Below are 17,855 nucleotides of genomic sequence, written 5' to 3' on the forward strand. Positions count from 1 at the left end.
GACTCAATAACGACTAAATCGATGGGTAAATAGACGGCAAAAGATTGCCGCTGATACGATTTAATGGAAGTTATTATGCTTGTTTCCTTCGCAGGTTTTAACCTGATCAGGTTCAACGGATCCCGAATAAACGGTCTCAGCCAAGAGGCACTCCGACAAGATGGGCAAAAGTATAGGCAGAAGCGCTGCGAACAAACAAGCGTAATTTGAGGACAAAAACTTAACTATCAATCAAAAACAAAGAATACATAAGCAACTGTATATTATAGCATTTAATTTTATAAAACTTTTAAACTCATCATTATCATTATCTTGAGTGAAAATTTATCATCGTTATTTTTTAGCCTTTTGGCCGCTTTACCATCATTTTATCGAGCTGCGCCTTAATGGCATCGTCAATTTCTTGGTTCATTTTCTTGCCACTGCAATCGAAGGGGAAACCTAAGTTCTCAGCATAGGGATTAATTGGGGTGCCCACTTTGACGACCCGATAACAGGTATTACCTTGACGAACGATACGATTCGGATCCAGCTCTAAATCTAAACTGGTGGGGCCGCTAAAATCGTCAGCATTGGGCACAATCAGTACCTCCATCTCGGGGCTCATTTCAGACAAATTCGACCGTTTGCTGTAATGATTTGCTTGCTCTAACACTAAATCATCCAAGGCTTGCTCACGCTGTCGTTCAAAATAACGCTGAGTAAACAATCCCACACTGCCCGCCGCCCCGCCGCTTTGCCCATTGGCCGCAGACTGCTCAGTACTTGCCGCTTGAGCCAAGCTTGATTGGACTTCTGCCTTTTTCGGTTTAACAGCCTCTTTTGCACTCTGCTGGGCTTGGCCCTGAGTTGAGGTGTTAGGCACAGATGTGTTTGGTACTGATGCTTTTGATTCTGTTACTTTTGATTCTTGGGCGCTGACTTCGGAAGGTTTGGCACTTTGCGCCGTAGGCTTAGGTGTCGGCTTTTCCGCGGGTTTTGGTATCACTTTCGCGGCAGGCTCAACATCTGGAGTAGATTTTACTGTATTAGGCGGTGAGGTTATCGGCTCGCTAGTGTTAATAAACTCTTCCACTGATATATCTTGAGCAGAATCCGCTGGAGCAGTTTGCGTTGGCGGCGCATAAATAAAATATGCCTTTAACGCTTTGGTTGTAGTCCGTGCGTTAGCAGATGATTCAGTAAAATGCAGCCCTAAGTGTTCCGACTGGGTTCGCCATAAAAAAATTAATAAAAACAGCAGTAAGCCATGGCCAAACATGACCCAAAGCAATAGCTTAAGATTGAAATAATGTGGCCGCTCTCGCCCGCTTAGATTTGAAGATGTTTGAAATGCGCTATCGATTGATCTTTGGTCTGCTTCACTTAAATTGAGGTGTAGATTGTTATCGCAAGACTCGGCATGAACACTTAAAGCGCTAAAAGGCTTAGTGTTCAAATCTGTAGCGCCTTGGGTTGTAGCACTTAAAAACGTTGCACAAAAAGGCAAAGCGGAAAATGGTGCGGTCTCATCGTTTGTAACGCGGCTGAGCACATCAACACTAAGATCATCTTCTGGGGCTATATTCGATCGAACAGGCAAAATCCATCCCTTAGTACTTAATGAATAAAGTACTTAACAAATCCATGACATCTTACGGAGAATTAGAGAAAGTGAGTCGAACAAAGTTCCAAAGCAGTGACATTATTCAGTTGTCAACCAGTACCATAATCTTGTACAAGGACAACAGAACTCATCAGTGTTATAGCCGATGGCAAGAACACGTAAAATAAATCAGCTTACACGTGTAAGCCAATTGTAGCTTTCCATTTTATCTACTGATAGACTCAATCATTATCGTCATCGAGTGGATCAACAGCATGCCAAGCCAGAGTTTGATAGAGCCGCAAATGAGTCATGAAAAACCTTTAAATATCAGCGGGTATAGCTTAAGTGAAGAGATAGCCAATAGCATTAGCCATGGCCTAGGGGTGATTGCAGGTGTAGTGGGCTTAATCTTTATGCTACTTAAGGGCGCAGATCATCTCACCAACATTCAACTTACAGGCGTTATTATTTATGGCGTAAGTCTTATCCTGTTATTTTTAAGCTCAACCCTGTACCACAGCGTAACGCATGTTGGCTGGAAACATAAACTTAAGATTGCCGACCATTGTGCTATCTACTGCTTAATTGCGGGCACCTACACCCCACTGATGTTAATCAGCCTGCAAGGACAGCTTTCAACCATTATCCTGACGGCGATTTGGTCTTTAGCTATTGGTGGGATTTTATTTAAGACCTTATTTATTCACCGATTTAAAAAACTCAGTCTTGTGTTATATCTGGCGATGGGTTGGCTTTGTATGACGGTGATTGGCGATTTGACAGCAGCAATGTCACCGCTTGGATTTAATCTACTGCTATTGGGCGGGTTGTTTTACACCCTTGGAGTGATCTTTTATGTCGGCAAACGTATTCCGTACAATCACGCGATTTGGCATCTGTTTGTGCTAGCTGGCGCGATGAGTCATTTCTTCTGTATTTATTTAACAGTGATCTAGCCACTCACGCACTCTGAGTCACACAAGCCATCCTCTGGGTGGCTTTTTTATGTCTATGCTTTAAGACTGAGTTTTATGGCTAAGTGATAAAGTCGCCAGCCAAGCGTTATCTACAATAATTCTGCAACTATCTGTTTCAGCAAAAAGATTTCCCTGTCGATAGATTGGCCTTTGTTGGCGAAGGTGCGCTGAATTTCTTCATTATGGGCAATGGCTTGATGGATATTGATCCACTCAGGGCGCATGCCGTTTTTCACTTCATGGGCTTCAAGCTTTGGCTCACCTAAGCCACGGTTACCTAAAGTCATATCGATTTCACACAGGTAGCAATAGGAATCCATATGCACGACGTTGGCGCCTTCGCGAAACCAAGGTCGATATTCTTCATAGCGGCCAAAGGGTGCAATAACGTTAGCGGCAATGGCGCCGGTTTCTTCCTGTAACTCACGAATAAGCCCAACCTCGATGCTCTCGCCCTTATCCACACCACCGCCGGGCAAGCCGTAATCTCGATATTTTTGGGTATAGAGCAGCAAAATATCTTCCCCCGACAGCACAATGGCGCGGGCGGCTTGGCGATAAAAGATCCTTGCCTGTTTTAAATTAATATTGGCAGCTTGGGTGGACTTCAATAAACGCATAGAAAAACTCAAGATTAACGGCCTATTAGCATAAACCAACTTTATGGATTTATAGAGCAAAACCGTTTTCAAGCAACACGCACAACAATACGTACACTTGAAACGGGTTAATTCAGTTGCTTAGTTGCCGCAAGATTTGCTGATAGGCCGCAACTATTTGCGCCTTATTTGGCAAGCGGCTCTCGGGGATACGTTGGTAGTGGCTGATTGTCTGCACAAGATAACGCTTAGCCAGGCTGGTTTTATCCGCATCTAACCCTTGCCACATTATTGAGCCAGTCGAACTTAAGGGCGCCACGTCATTGCGCTTAGAAGCTGTATTCGAATGGGTTAAATGCAATATCTCATAGAAGCGCTGATTTTCTTCGAGTAAATATTCCTGCTTAAGGGATAATCCCAACTCTGCAAGTGAGCTGCGCACATGATAATTATGATGCACGGGACACAAAATAAACTCGAGTGGGCTGGAATGATAAGAATGGTTGTGATTGTCGCTGTGATACTGGCCATAACACGACACGATGCTGCGCACCAGTTCAACCAATAACTCGCCCCCCACACCCGCAATAATCACTAAGTGCTTGGCTTGCTTGCCGTAATGCGCCAGTGGCAACGCCGCCACATCCAGACAATGCACTTGCCATTCACTTTGGGCATGGGTGGTTTGCTCTTTTTCGTTTTGAGCGTTTGAGATAGGCTGCTGGGGGAAAAACCGAGCTAACTCAAGGCTGAGTTGCTGCATCAAGGGGGCCACACAATCGACAAAATGCACTTTAGGCGCGGCATTTCTTTGCAGTAACAGCATGCCGAGTAAACCATGATCGCAGCAGCAGTCCCAAATATGATCGTATCCTTGCTCTACCATCTGATTGATCTGCTGTAATCGCTGACTGATTTTCACCGCTGACGCCTCAAAAATCGCGCCCATACATGCTTGAGCGCCATAAAGCCGCGCATTCTACCCGAGTCAGCGGTTAAAACCCATCTCTTTAGGTTTGACTATCAGGCTGCCAGCCTCTAGGCCGCATCGGTGAATACGTATGCAACCCATTGCGAGCAAAAAGCCATCACCACTAGTATGCATTGACCCATATTCACTATAAAAACAAGGATCAGGGAATGTTCAGCAATCCTCTTACCCACGCACGCCACATCAACTCGCCAACGCGAAATCGACACAATTTATTCACGCCCAGCTTGCTAGCACTCAGCATTGGTAGCCTGTTGAGTACATGTTCCACGGCGCAAACTCTCAACCTGAGCTCCCCCGATAAGCAAATCGTCTTGAGTCTGAGTGATGATACTGGCCGCCCTGAATACCAAATCCATTTTCATGGCAAAACCGTTATCGAACCGAGCCGCCTAGGGTTAGTCTTTGCCTCACAGGGCGAATTAGGCCAAGGTCTTCGCATTAAATCGAGCCACATCGCCAATGCCAATGAAAAATGGCAGCAACCTTGGGGGGAGCAGGAATGGATTAAAGATCAACACAATCAACTGAGCGTGGTATTAACCGACGGTAAAATCGACTTAAACCTAGAGTTTAAAGCCTTTGACGATGGCATCGGCTTTCGTTATCACTTAGCTGCCCAAAACGCCCTGCCAGCCAATACGCCGCTTGCCATTACCGATGAACTCACCGAATTTAATATTGGACAGAGTGATAAGGCCACCGCCTGGTGGATCCCTTCTCGGGGATGGAACCGCTACGAATATCTGTATCGCACCAGCGCGCTCAATCAGGTCGACCGAGCCCACACTCCTTTTACCTTTAAACTGGTCGATGGCACCCATTTGAGTATTCACGAGGCGGCGTTAGTTGATTTTGCCTCAATGACACTCGATCAACAGCGCGATGGCAAGCTAAAGGCCGATCTCACCCCTTGGTCAGATGGCACTCGCGTTAAAACCCAAGCGGGCTTTTATACCCCATGGCGCACGATTCAAATCGCCGACAAGGCCACGGGGCTGCTTAATTCTCACCTTATCCTCAACCTGAATGAGCCCAATAAACTGGGGGATGTCTCTTGGGTTAAACCGGGCAAATATGTTGGTATTTGGTGGGGGATGCACCTCAATGAAAACACTTGGGGCTCGGGCCCAACGCACGGCGCAACCACCAGCGAAACAGAGCGCTATATGGATTTCGCCGCCAAATACCAGTTTGATGGCGTCTTGGTCGAAGGCTGGAACCAAGGTTGGGATGGCGATTGGTTCCATAATGGCGATCAATTCAGTTTTACTAAGGCCTATGATGATTTCGATTTACCCGCCATTACCGCCTACGGCGCGAAAAATGGCGTGCGCCTGATTGGTCACCACGAGACCGCAGGCTCAGTCACCCACTACCGCAAGCAAATGGATGATGCATTCGCCCTGTATGAAAAACATGGCGTGACCCAAGTCAAAACCGGTTATGTCGCTGACGGTGGACAAATCAAACGCATCGATGGAAACGGTATCACCCGTCACGAATGGCACGACGGTCAGTTTATGGTGGGCGAATATCTTCACAGCGTTACCGAAGCAGCCAAGCACCATATCAGCATTAATACCCACGAGCCGATTAAAGATACTGGGCTGCGCCGCACTTATCCTAACTGGATCTCCCGCGAAGGTGCCCGCGGCCAAGAGTACAATGCTTGGGGCAGCCCACCAAATAGCCCAGAACATACCGCCATGTTGCCCTTTACCCGCATGCTGGCTGGACCAATGGACTTTACCCCGGGGATTTTTGATTTGGCGCCTAAGGGATTAGATGCCGAAAATCGTGTGCAAACCACCTTAATGAAGCAACTCGCCCTGTATGTGGTGCTCTACAGCCCAATCCAAATGGCCGCCGACTTGCCACGCAATTATCAAAAACATCTAGATGCCTTCCAGTTTATTCGCGATGTACCAACAGACTGGTATCAAAGTATAGCACTGGCTGGCGAAGTGGGTGATTATGTGGTGTTTGCCCGCCAAGCCAAGGATCAGCAGGATTGGTACTTGGGGGCGCTGACCGATGAAAATGCCCGTCAGATCAAGGTTAAACTGGATTTCCTCGATCCAAACAAACGCTATCAAGCCCAGATCTACCGTGATGGCGCTAAAGCCGATTGGAAAACCAATCCCTATAATTATGTGATTGAAACCAAAGAGGTCAGCGCCAAAGACAGCCTAACCTTAATCCTCGCCAGCAGTGGTGGCACAGCGATCCGCTTTAAGGCTCTTTAAATTAATAGGGCGACCAATATGGTCGCCCTATTAGGTTTGCAATGCGATTAATTTAACCTGAACTCGGGATAACGGGTGTCGAAAAAGTCTAAATTTAACAAACAAAATCAATGCTATAGATGATTATTTTGAAAAGAAAAATCTTTTTCCTGACTGAATGCGCAGATTTTTGCGCATATCAAGGCGCTCTGTCGTATGCCATAGCGAGCTATGGTGAGACAGAGCAACGCAGAGAGGCCCGAAAAGATGCCTATTCAGCGGCGCTACTTATCCCGAGCTCAGGTTAATTTAAGGTCAACGCCACAATTTTAAGGGGATGATTATCATCGAATGACGGAAAATCCTCATGGGGATCGAGCCAAGTGTGATCAATCACACCTCGGCCTTGTTTTTCAACGCAGCGAACTAGACTATCAAACCAATCTTGACGGTCTACTTTGGCGACATTATTGCAACACACTATGGTGCCACCAGCCTTGGTTGATAATAATGCGGGTTTAAATAACCCTTGGTAATCATTAACTAAATCGACAATCCCGAAGGCACTCTTGGCATAACGAGGCGGATCAAGAAATACCAAATCAAATTGGGTTTGCGGCAATTTGGGGTAACTGGGTAATTTTTGGTTGCGGCGCCCTCCCACACTTAAACCAGCTAATTGGCGCAAAGCCGGAAACGCATCACTCTGCACAAACTCACATAACTCTGACACTTGGTTTAATTCGGCATTAGTTCGCCCTGCGGCGAGTGCAAAGGAGGAAAAGTCGACATTCACAACCCGTTCTGCGCCGCCCATGGCCGCAGCAGTGCCGATACCACAGGTGTAAGAAAACAAATTCAGCACGGTTTTATCTTGGCTATGTGCCCGCACATATTCTCGGCCAATACGCATATCAAGAAATAGCAGCGGATCTTGTCCTTCGTGGCGTAGCTTAGTGGTAAATTTAATCCCATTTTCCTGCATCACCAACTCGGCACTGGCAATATCATCCAGTTCAGGGCTTAGCGCATTGAGCACCCGCGAATGGCCAGCGGAGCGGTCGTTATACACTACCGGCAGGGCTACTTCTTGGGTGAGCACGTCCACTACTTCAGCCAATTCCTCAGCGGTTAAGGTGTGGTGAAAACTCTGCACTAACCAATTATCGCCGTAGCGATCGACATTCAAGCCACTGACACCTTCGACCGTGCCATGGAACACCCGAAAACAATCGGTATGATCTTGTTCTGCTTGTAGTAAAAAATCATGGCGTTTAGCTAAAGCCGTCGATAACAGCGTTTGAATAGACATAAAAAGCGGGACTCATACAGCGGAAACCTGCGTAAGGTTTCAAGGAGAAAACGGCATGATAGCAAACTCAGCGACAAAATATCGGATAAATTCCCCCAGTATCCAATCACAGACTATGCAAGCGGAGCCGTTTTAGCTTAAGGCACTAAGTGAGGCAGCACCTTTGGCTCACCCCTTCCCTTAGCGCCTACACCATTAGTAGCCGCAAACTACACCACTAGACTATGTCACTAAAACGATGCCGCTCAGACTATGCCTTTCTCTCTGCAAACGATGCCTGATAAACGGGAAAATCGATATAGCCAGACTCATCGCCGCCATACAAGGTAAGCCTTGCATCCGCATCAAACTCGGTTAATGGCCAGTCATGGGCAAAGCGCGCGACTAAATCCGGATTGGTCACAAAGGGCGTGCCAAAGGCCACAAAATCAGCATAGTGTTGGTCGAGTAAACGCTGAGCAGATTGCTTGGTTAATTTTCCCGCCACCATTATGGGATGTTGATACACACGGCGCACTTGCTGACGAAACGCGTCAGACACTTCCACATAGCGCGAGATGTTTTCAGAAAAATGCACATAGGCAAGATTCATCGGTTGTAGCTTTTGTAGCAAGGCGAGTGTTAATTGGATGATGTCAGGGTTGTCACCGGTAAATCCCTCGCCAATATGGGGAGATACCCGCACAGCGACTCTCCCTGATCCAATGGTCTGTGTAAGGGCTTGTAAGGTGTCGACTAAAAAACGCAACCGATTTTCTTGGCTGCCACCGTAGCGATCTTGCCGTTGATTGCTTTCTAAGCGCATAAAAGTATCAAATAAATAGCCATGGGCTGCATGCACTTCAACCCCATCAAAACCGGCTAACATCGCGTTTTGTGCTGCTTGCACAAAATCGCTGATAGTCGCTTGGATATCTTGTTCGCTCATCGCCTTTGGCTGCTGGGTTTCAATCATGCCAAAGCCACCTTCAGGCAATGGACCAAATACCTGATCGGGTATTTTTATTGCCGATGGCGCAAGAGGCTCAGCGCCAGACACACTCGAATGGCTGCGACGACCAACATGCCAGAGTTGGATAAATATTTTCCCACCTTCTTGGTGCACCGCTTCAGTGACTTTTTTCCAGCCTTCAATCTGTGCTGGAGTATAAATCCCAGGGGTCATTGAATACCCTCTCGCCACCGCTGATACGGGTGCGCCTTCGGTAATAATCAATCCTGCGCTTGCTCGCTGGCGATAATAGATGGCCATCATCTCGTTCGGAATATCCCCCGGCTGAGTACTACGTGAGCGAGTCATTGGAGCCATCACAATACGGTTTTTGGTCTCTAACACATGACCTTTGAATGCCTTGAACATACTTTCCCCTAGGCTTGATAAGTTGGATAGTCAGTTAACCCTTTTTCACCACCACCAAACAGCGTTGTTGGGTCATGCTCAGCCAACGGATAGCCGTGTTTTAGCCGCTCGGGTAAATCCGGATTGGCAATAAAAGGTCGTCCAAAACCAATCATATCAGCCAGACCATCGTTAATAGCTTGCTCCGCTGTGTGTGCGTTGTATCGTCCGGCATAAATCAGCACGCCCTGATAAGCCTCACGCAATGCTTGTTTGAATGAGCGTGGCGTATCAGGTGCATCATCCCAATCCACCTCGGCAATATGCAGATAAACAATGCGATGTTTGTTAAGTAACGCAGCGGCCGCGGTATAGGTCACAATCGGGTCCGCATCCACAGTGCCATTGAGGGTCGTAAGGGGCGCTAAACGCACACCCACACGCTCAGCACCAATGGCATCGACCAATGCCGCAACCACTTCGTCTAAAAAACGTAGACGATTTTCAAGGCTACCGCCGTACTCATCACTACGGTTGTTGGCTTCGGAATCAATAAATTGGTTGATCAAATAGCCATTAGCGGCGTGGAGTTCAATGCCATCAAAGCCAGCCGCCATAGCATTGAGCGCTGCTTGACGATAATCGGCGATCACTTGCGCAATATCAGCCTTTGTCATTACCCGAGGCGCAACGACATCAACAAAACCAGGTTCATCAGTGCCGTTATCGACAAACACTTTTACGTTTTCCGCTTTTAATGCGGATGAAGAAATCGGTTGTTGCCCACCAATATTGTCAGGATGGGTGACTCGGCCTACATGCCATAACTGAGCAAAAATCACTCCGTTCTTGGCATGAACTGCCTCAGTGACGATACGCCAGCCCGCGATCTGTTCGGGAGTATAAATACCAGGAGTCCAAGCATACCCTTTTGCAGTTGGAGAAATCTGTGTGCCTTCAGAGACAATGAGCCCCGCACTCGCACGCTGAGCATAATAGGTTGCCATCATATGATTGGCCACATCGCCTAGCTGACTGGCTCTTGAACGAGTCATTGGCGGCATAACGATGCGGTTTTTGAGTGTTAATGCACCCAAGGTGATCGGTTGAAACAGTGATTGCGTCATAATATAACCCTCTCATTTCGTTGCAAACATACTAGCAAACTCAACAAGAGACATTGAGCGCAATAAAGACAAATGATTTTTGTTGTAACTGCAAAAGTGTTTACTGATACGTCAATACGACAAGTGTTGCCCTACTGCTTACAGGATTAGCTTAGGCTGAATAAAATCAATAAAGGCCGAGATACGTTTCGCGACGGTAGAAGATTTATAGTACACCGCATTGATCTGCTCTCGGCCGGTATTGGTGATTTTTTCACTCTCCAATAAGGGGATTAAACGCCCCTCAGCGATATCCTTTTTCACCATAAATCCCGATAAGCAGGCAATGCCATTACCCGTTAATGCAAGCTGCCTTAACGTTTCACCGTTACTCGAGGTTAATGTAGGTGTAAATCGAGTAAATCCGTTCAGTGGCCAATCATTGAGGGCTTTTGGGGTAGAAAATCCCAGCAAATCGTGGTGAATAAGATCGCTGCTTTTATTGGGAAAACCGCGCCTTGATAGGTAATCTGGTGAGGCTACAATGTACAGCAAGCTTTTACCAAGTGGCCTAGCATGCAAAGTCGAATCCGTTAAGTTGCCAATGCGGATCGCGAGATCGGTTTTCTTTTCAAGCAAATCAACAAAACCTTCGTTGGAGGTGAGTTCCAATTCAATATCGGGATAGGTTTGCTTAAATGGCTGGATAAGCGGCACTAATTGATGAAACACAAAGGGACTTGCGGCATCGACACGTAAACGGCCTCTCGGTAGCTCTCCACGAGTAATGATATCCTCTTCAGCTTGCTGGATCTGTAATAAGCCAATTCGGATGGCTTCAACAAACTGGCGACCTTCCTCGGTTAATTCGATCCGGCGAGTCGTGCGATTTAAAATAGAAACGCCAACTTGGCTTTCAACCTTGCTCACCGCCCGAGACACGCGGGCAACTTGAATATCTAACAGTTCAGCTGCCGCCGAAAAACCACCACTGTCGACGACAGCAAGCAGTATTTCTAAATCATCGGACCGTGTTTTCATTTTATTTCTCGCGCCACACCCGTAATTGTTGCATTTATAGCAAATATCATTGGTGTAAATATCTGTATTTTACAATTTGCAAAAATCACTAAAGTGTCTCAATGAGTTGCTCGAATCCTGCGGCGGCTTTGGTTGGCACAAATTCCACTACATCAAATTCAGCCACGTCTTCGGTATAGAAAGGATCTTGCTGCAAAATAGCCTCGAGTACTGCACGCGACTCCGCCTTAGCGAAGATCACACCGCCCGTGCGTGGCACCTTACGGCCCGAGGCGATAAAAACGCCCTTGGCGTAATACGCATCAAGATAATCAATATGAGCAGCTAAATGTAGCTCAACATCTGCCAGCGGCTTTTTGTAGGTTAAGGTGATAACAAACATAGATATCCTTTATTCAAAACATAATCGATTTTGACAGGTGCTAACCATGATTACATGAGAGCATCTGCTGACATACTGTTCCATTATTTTTGCAGTATCAATCGCATAATGCGTCTATTGCTCACTGCTGCTGACACTTTAGCCACTGACTGGATACCCACACAACCCCATAGGAGTGTAAAATAGGCTGCCATTAGGTTACACGGCTGTTTAACTTGAGTTATCAATGGATGATGAATACGTATGTAAGCGGTTGTGCGTCAATCGACGCTGCGGCTACTATAAATTCGCTAGTTCCACCCTCTGCTTGTGGGGTTGAACACTGTGAGGTCGTTTCTGGTAGCAGCCTTTGAGGATAGCTGTCAGGCTTAGGTTCTTTTCTGCTTCTGAGCATTTGCATCATAGAGTATGAAAATGAATTTATTGGCGAATATGCTTCTGAGGGAGAGGTATATTCGCTATTTTTTAGCATCAAAACACACCTTTAATAGCGACCAAACCGAACTGGCACAATAATGCGTAAACTGAGCCAAAGCTATTGATTAAGCTTTCAAATTATAACGATAAATGACTCAAGGCAGCACTGCTGTCCGCTACTGAAGGGAAGTTGCATGTCCACGGATCAACAAACGATTACCCCATTAGAAAGTGTCTCACCCAAGGTGGTGCATCGAGCAGTTCATAAGCTACAACCCGAGCTAAATTTCTGGCAAATTTTTAATATGTGCTTTGGTTTTTTGGGGATCCAATTCGGTTTTGCCCTGCAAAATGCCAACGTCAGTCGCATTTTCCAAACCCTTGGCGCCTCTATCGATGAAATTCCCATCCTGTGGATTGCCGCACCGTTAACGGGTCTGCTGGTTCAACCTATTATTGGTTATCTGAGCGATAACACTTGGGGGCGCTTAGGTCGCCGTCGGCCGTATTTTTTAATCGGCGCTATTTGTACGACTCTTGCGATATTTGTGATGCCACATTCCCCTACATTATGGATTGCCGCAGGCATGCTGTGGATTATGGACGCCTCTATCAATATCGCCATGGAACCCTTCCGTGCCTTTGTGGGGGATAATTTACCCCCCAAGCAGCGCACCCAAGGCTATGCCATGCAAAGCTTTTTTATTGGTATCGGCGCGGTTGTGGCCTCGGCCCTACCCTATATTCTCAGTAACTTCTTTAATGTCGCCAACACCGCGCCCGCGGGCGAAATAGCCGATTCGGTGCGTTATGCCTTCTATTTTGGCGGCGCCGTGCTGTTTCTCAGCGTTGCCTGGACAGTGATCTCCACCAAAGAATATTCCCCCGATGAACTTGCCGCCTTCCATGGCAATGCTGACGCTGGCATAGATGAGCAACAATATCGCACTCGCACCCATCAGAATTATCAATTTGCCGCTATTGTTTGGATGGCTGTAGGCGCACTACTGACGCTTGCGGTGTGGACGCAGGATTTAGATAAGCAGCTGTATATTTTAACCTTAGGGATTTTTGCCTTTGGCCCATTGCAACTTTACTGCGCCCTGCGCTTAGGTAAATCAACGCCCTCACAGCGCGCGCAACTGGGTATTGTCTTTAATGTGGTCGATGATTTATTCCATATGCCAAAGGCCATGCATCAGTTAGCGATAGTGCAGTTTTTCTCTTGGTTCGCGCTCTTTGCGATGTGGATTTACACTACCTCGGCGGTGACGTCTTATCACTTTGGCAGCAGCGATGTGTTATCCCCGGCCTACAATAATGGTGCCGATTGGGTGGGTGTACTATTCGCCTCCTACAATGGATTTTCGGCCATTGCGGCGCTGTTTATTCCGCTACTTGCCAAACGGATCGGGATCAAACTCACCCATACCTTCAATATGTTCTGCGGTGGTTTTGGCTTAATCAGTTTCTATTTTATCAAGGATCCCAGCCTGCTATGGCTGCCGATGATAGGGGTGGGTATTGCCTGGGCCTCAATTCTATCTATCCCCTACGCGATGTTATCCAGCACCTTACCGCCGAAAAAAATGGGCGTGTATATGGGAATTTTTAACTTCTTTATCGTGATCCCACAGCTCCTTGCAGCCAGCGTCTTAGGCGTAATCCTCAATGGATTATTTGATGGTCAACCCATCTATGCCCTGCTCACCGGCGGCGTCCTCATGCTCTGCGCCGGGATTGCCGTGCTCTTTGTTGAGCAACCGAATACTCAGTACACTCAAGCGTAAATCGCAGATCCTACAACTCGGCACCCTTGGCGTTTGGGCAACTAAACGCCAAGAAGCATGGCCAGATAGCTTACAACAAGAATAAATCGCAATTAGCACCATCTATTGATTGGGGAGATTTTGATGAATATGGCATCGACAACAGTACCTTCACAGCAGGTTCGCAGCTTAACTGACCGCCGCAACTTAACTCGTAAGCCGATTGCGCTCGCAATTGCCGCAAGCCTTATCGGCGTTGCCAGCTTAACGGGCTGCTCACCCTCGGCCCCCAATGCAGACACATCAACACCGACCGTCACCAAAGCTACAGACGTACAAATTGCCCCCGGCGCCCCCGGCAAAGCCCCGACCTGGGCGTTCTCTGGCAAAACCGGTATCGGCACTTCCTATGAGCCTTATACTCAAGGGCAATACCAGGATAGCGCGCAAAATCCCATTAGCCGCGTGTGGTTCTCCATCGCGCAGGGGATTTTAACCGAAACCATGTATGGCCTTATTCACAACGCTCAGCTCAAAGAGTTGCAATTTGTGATCACCGGCAATGGCTTCGTCGATACCGAAAAAGACAACACTATCAGCAGCATTGAATACTTAGATACCGATGCTAACGGTCGCCCACAATCCTTGGCCTATAAGATTATCAATCGCGACGTTGAAGGTAAGTATCAGATAGAAAAACATATCTTTACCGATCCCGACCGCGATACGCTGATGATGCGCGTGACGTTTACCGCCTTTGAAGCGGGCATCACACCGCATTTATACGTTAACCCCCATATCGATAATGCGGGCGCGAATGATATGGGCAGAATCGATCATCAAGCCCTTATCGCTCGTACGGCGAATCCCCACAGCAGCGTGATGACGGTGAAATCAGATATCGATTTTGCGCAGGCGACTACCGGTTTTGTCGGTGTATCCGACGGTTTGGCCGATTTAGCCGATAACGGCAAGCTCGATACGTTGTATCAGGCCACCAGCAGCGCCGAAAAGCCTACTCAAGGCAACATTGCCTTTACCGCCAGTTATCCCGCACTCCAAGCTAATCAACCTCTTAATGTGAATTTTGCGATTGGTTTTGGCCAGGATGAGGCCAGCAGTTTAGCCAATGCCAACGCCAGCTTAACGGCGGGGTATGATGCGGTGCTGAGCCAATACAACGCCGGTTGGCACAGTTATTTACAATCGCTGCCCGCGATGCCAGCTATGGCGCAAAGCACCACAGATAATGGCAAGCTGCTGTATACCAGTGCCATGGTACTCAAGGCGCAGGAAGATAAAACCTACGCGGGCGCCCTTATCGCTTCGCTTTCTAATCCTTGGGGCGATACCGTCCCTGCTGTCACACCCAGCACGGGTTACAAGGCTGTTTGGCCGCGCGACTTTTACCAGTGCGCCATGGCATTTCTCGCCATGGGCGATACCCAAACGCCTAAAGTCGCCTTTGAGTATCTTAAAAAGGTGCAAGTGAGCGATAAAACTCCAGGCTTTAGCGGCACACCCGGTTGGTTTTTACAAAAGACCCATGTGGACGGCCAAATTGAATGGGTGGGCGTACAGCTCGACCAAACGGCGATGCCTATCATGCTCGGCTGGAAACTCTGGCAGGCAGGCGTACTCAGTCAAGCTGAACTTAACCATTGGTATCAAGAGATGTTAAAAGCTGCGGCGGACTTTTTAGTCAGCGGCGGCGAAGTCAATCTTGACTGGAATCACACCCAAATTACGCCACCAAAAACCCAACAAGAACGTTGGGAAGAACAGGCAGGTTATTCGCCCTCCACCACGGCCGCAGTGATCGCAGGCTTAGTGGCCGCGAGTGATATTGCCAAGGCAGTAAACGACAGCGATGCCAGTCAACGTTATCTCGCGACCGCTAAAACGCTTAATCAACAACTTGAAAAACACTTAGTGACGACCCAAGGTTTGCTCACGGATAGCCAAGGTATTAAGGCGCCTTATTATCTGCGATTAAGCCCCAACGGTGAGCCAAACACCGCCGAGCAACTCGCCGCCAATAATGGCCGTGCGGGATTAGATCAACGTCAGATCCTCGATGGCGGCTTTTTAGAACTGGTGCGCTATGGCGTGCGTGGCGCCACCGATAAGCTGATTAATCAAAGCCTAGCGCTGGTGGATAATACCGAGCTTGAGGACAATTTACGCCTCAAATACAACTTTATGGCAAAGGATGGCAGCAGCGTTCCAGGCTTTAGACGTTACGGTAACGATGGCTACGGTGAAGATACCCTCACTGGCGCAAACTACGCCGAATCGGGCAGTAATAGCGACAACCAACGCGGCCGCGTCTGGCCCTTCTTTACTGGCGAGCGTGGGCATTTTGAATTGGCCCTTGCCAGCGCCAAGGGAGAGCTAAGCGGTGCTCACGCACAGCAAACCAAGCAGCAACTTATCAATACCTATGTGCAAGGGATGGAAACCTTCGCCAACGCGGGTCTAATGCTCCCCGAACAAGCATGGGACGGTGTGGGTAACGCCACTCGTTACCAATATCAACTCGGCCAAGGCACTAACTCCGCCACCCCGCTCGCCTGGACCCACGCTGAATATATCAAGCTGGTACGTTCAATGAGCGATGGTCGAGTATGGGATAACTACCCTATCGTCCCAGAGGCGTTGAAATAATTTTTAAGGCTGATACCTGTGAGTAAAGCCCGCAAAACCTCAGTTTTGCGGGCTTTATGATCACAAGCGGCATATCATTCAGCACCGACTTAATACCTTTAATTTGCCCCACATCATCCATTCTGCGCACCGTAAAAGCATTCTCTGTTTTTATGTGAATACTTGTTTTATTGCCGTTACTTCAATAAAAAATTGACTTACATAAGTTCGTTAAGATGTTAAGCTATTTGGGCTTTTGTTAATTTATCGATAAATGGAGTTTTGATGAAGCCTTTAAAAACCGTAATCAAATGGATTTTGCTCACGTTATTCTTGGTGCCAGTGAGTCTTTATCTGATCCTTGCCGCCATCAACATAAAAGATAGCCCAGCTTCAGAGCAGGCCAAAACCTACCTAGACGAAATTCAAAAGAGTAATAAGGCGTTAGCCGACAACCAAGCTCAGAATGCGTATCTCTATGCACTGGGCTTTGATGTGAATAGTGGCGCCTCACCGATGGATGCGGGGATTTCTCGACTTAAAAGCATACAACAGCTTGGCATTTTGGAGCGCTCCCCAACGCTAAACACAACGCGTATAGACAAACCGCAAACCCCTTTTAACGAATGCCTTAACCGTGATGATTTTCTGTCCAGTTGTCTCCCTGTACTGACAGAACAAACGTCTTTTGGCGAACTCATCGCAACAAACGCCGAATTAATCACGCGATATAAAACATTAATTCAGTTAGATACCTGGCAAGAAGGCAGCCAATTTAATGTCTTTTTGTCTTCTCCGTCACTTTCACATCTGCTCACGGCACAAAAACTCTACTTCATCGATTTACTGGCTCACGCTCAAACCATGTCTGCGCAGCAAGTTGCCGATGTGATTAATCAAGATATGTTGTTTTGGCAACGCGTAGCAGCTAACACCCATGTGCTACTGATAAAAACCGTTAGTCAAAACGGCATCACAACAAATATGAAATTTGGCGAATTGATACTAGGCCAACTGCACCCCTCTCAATTAAGCAACGTCATCCCCACTAGCTGGCAAACGCCGTTCCCTGCTGAGGTGACTACATTTGAAAAAATAAAAATGGGTGAATGGTATTACTTTACAGCTATGGCCAAAGCATTGCAGACAATTGATGATGAAGATATCACCACAAACGTGACGCAATGGTTGCTGACACCGTTAATGAAAGATCAAGACACAGCGAATCGTTACGCGGAAATTTTAAATGGCACGACTCCTCCGCAGACTTGCCCTACTCCTTGGTCAATCGCTGACATGAGCCAATTTATATATAACCCACTTGGAAAATTTGTACTCTGCTCTGGCATTACATCATTAGACCGTTATCAACAAGATTTTGATGAGCTCGAGCCACAAAGAGCACGCTTGATCACGAGACTCCAATAGGGTGATTGTTTACTTAAGCAAATACATGACAT

General features: G+C 47.3%; 13 protein-coding genes and 1 riboswitch. Of the genes, 5 read left to right on the plus strand and 8 right to left on the minus strand.

Translation table 11 applies throughout. From position 1 onward, the window contains the following. Positions 1-66: 66 nt before the first annotated feature. Positions 67-165, minus strand: a riboswitch (TPP riboswitch). A 175-nt stretch (positions 166-340) separates the two neighbouring features. Next, complete coding sequence (locus tag JM642_RS10605) at positions 341-1,582, minus strand: hypothetical protein (RefSeq protein WP_203431750.1); 1,242 nt, start codon at positions 1,580-1,582, stop codon at positions 341-343. A gap of 278 nt (positions 1,583-1,860) precedes the next feature. Between JM642_RS10605 and JM642_RS10610 the strand changes: the two genes are divergently transcribed. After that, positions 1,861-2,544 (plus strand): hemolysin III family protein, encoded by a 684-nt coding sequence (locus JM642_RS10610; protein ID WP_037418802.1) that lies wholly within the window; start codon positions 1,861-1,863, stop codon positions 2,542-2,544. Positions 2,545-2,654: 110 nt separating this feature from the next. On the opposite strand, the gene JM642_RS10615 is transcribed toward JM642_RS10610, so the two are convergent. Then, the gene (locus JM642_RS10615; protein WP_203431751.1) at positions 2,655-3,185 is read right to left on the minus strand and encodes an NUDIX domain-containing protein; all 531 of its coding nucleotides are present in this window, start codon (positions 3,183-3,185) and stop codon (positions 2,655-2,657) included. A 112-nt stretch (positions 3,186-3,297) separates the two neighbouring features. Next, the gene (locus JM642_RS10620) at positions 3,298-4,086 is read right to left on the minus strand and encodes a tRNA (adenine(22)-N(1))-methyltransferase TrmK (RefSeq protein WP_203433782.1); all 789 of its coding nucleotides are present in this window, start codon (positions 4,084-4,086) and stop codon (positions 3,298-3,300) included. Positions 4,087-4,304: 218 nt separating this feature from the next. Between JM642_RS10620 and JM642_RS10625 the strand changes: the two genes are divergently transcribed. Then, positions 4,305-6,404 (plus strand): glycoside hydrolase family 97 protein, encoded by a 2,100-nt coding sequence (locus JM642_RS10625; protein ID WP_203431752.1) that lies wholly within the window; start codon positions 4,305-4,307, stop codon positions 6,402-6,404. 283 nt (positions 6,405-6,687) lie between these two features. Here JM642_RS10625 and JM642_RS10630 read toward each other — a convergent pair whose 3' ends face one another. The 5 genes from JM642_RS10630 to JM642_RS10650 all read right to left on the minus strand — a co-directional run bounded on the left by JM642_RS10630 (position 6,688) and on the right by JM642_RS10650 (position 11,563). Beyond that, positions 6,688-7,695, minus strand: coding sequence for a class I SAM-dependent methyltransferase (locus JM642_RS10630; RefSeq protein WP_203431753.1), 1,008 nt, complete (start codon positions 7,693-7,695; stop codon positions 6,688-6,690). Between the two features lie 250 nt (positions 7,696-7,945). Then, the gene (locus tag JM642_RS10635) at positions 7,946-9,055 is read right to left on the minus strand and encodes an alkene reductase (protein ID WP_203431754.1); all 1,110 of its coding nucleotides are present in this window, start codon (positions 9,053-9,055) and stop codon (positions 7,946-7,948) included. Between the two features lie 8 nt (positions 9,056-9,063). Then, positions 9,064-10,161 (minus strand): alkene reductase, encoded by a 1,098-nt coding sequence (locus JM642_RS10640; protein WP_203431755.1) that lies wholly within the window; start codon positions 10,159-10,161, stop codon positions 9,064-9,066. 138 nt (positions 10,162-10,299) lie between these two features. Next, positions 10,300-11,181 (minus strand): LysR family transcriptional regulator, encoded by an 882-nt coding sequence (locus JM642_RS10645; protein ID WP_169548545.1) that lies wholly within the window; start codon positions 11,179-11,181, stop codon positions 10,300-10,302. A gap of 88 nt (positions 11,182-11,269) precedes the next feature. Further along, positions 11,270-11,563 carry a YciI family protein gene (locus JM642_RS10650; protein WP_037431416.1) on the minus strand — a complete coding sequence of 98 codons (294 nt, stop codon included), beginning with the start codon at positions 11,561-11,563 and terminating at the stop codon, positions 11,270-11,272. 611 nt (positions 11,564-12,174) lie between these two features. Between JM642_RS10650 and JM642_RS10655 the strand changes: the two genes are divergently transcribed. From JM642_RS10655 to JM642_RS10665, 3 genes are all read left to right on the plus strand, one after another. Continuing rightward, complete coding sequence (locus JM642_RS10655; protein ID WP_203431756.1) at positions 12,175-13,770, plus strand: MFS transporter; 1,596 nt, start codon at positions 12,175-12,177, stop codon at positions 13,768-13,770. A gap of 129 nt (positions 13,771-13,899) precedes the next feature. Further along, on the plus strand, positions 13,900-16,416 hold the full coding sequence (locus tag JM642_RS10660; RefSeq protein ID WP_203433784.1) for a glucan 1,4-alpha-glucosidase: 2,517 nt from the start codon (positions 13,900-13,902) through the stop codon (positions 16,414-16,416). A 264-nt stretch (positions 16,417-16,680) separates the two neighbouring features. Next, positions 16,681-17,823 carry a hypothetical protein gene (locus tag JM642_RS10665; protein WP_203431757.1) on the plus strand — a complete coding sequence of 381 codons (1,143 nt, stop codon included), beginning with the start codon at positions 16,681-16,683 and terminating at the stop codon, positions 17,821-17,823. Positions 17,824-17,855: the final 32 nt, after the last annotated feature.

It is taken from the genome of Shewanella sp. LZH-2, assembly GCF_016859145.1.
In the GTDB taxonomy this organism is placed as follows: Bacteria; Pseudomonadota; Gammaproteobacteria; order Enterobacterales; family Shewanellaceae; genus Shewanella; species Shewanella xiamenensis.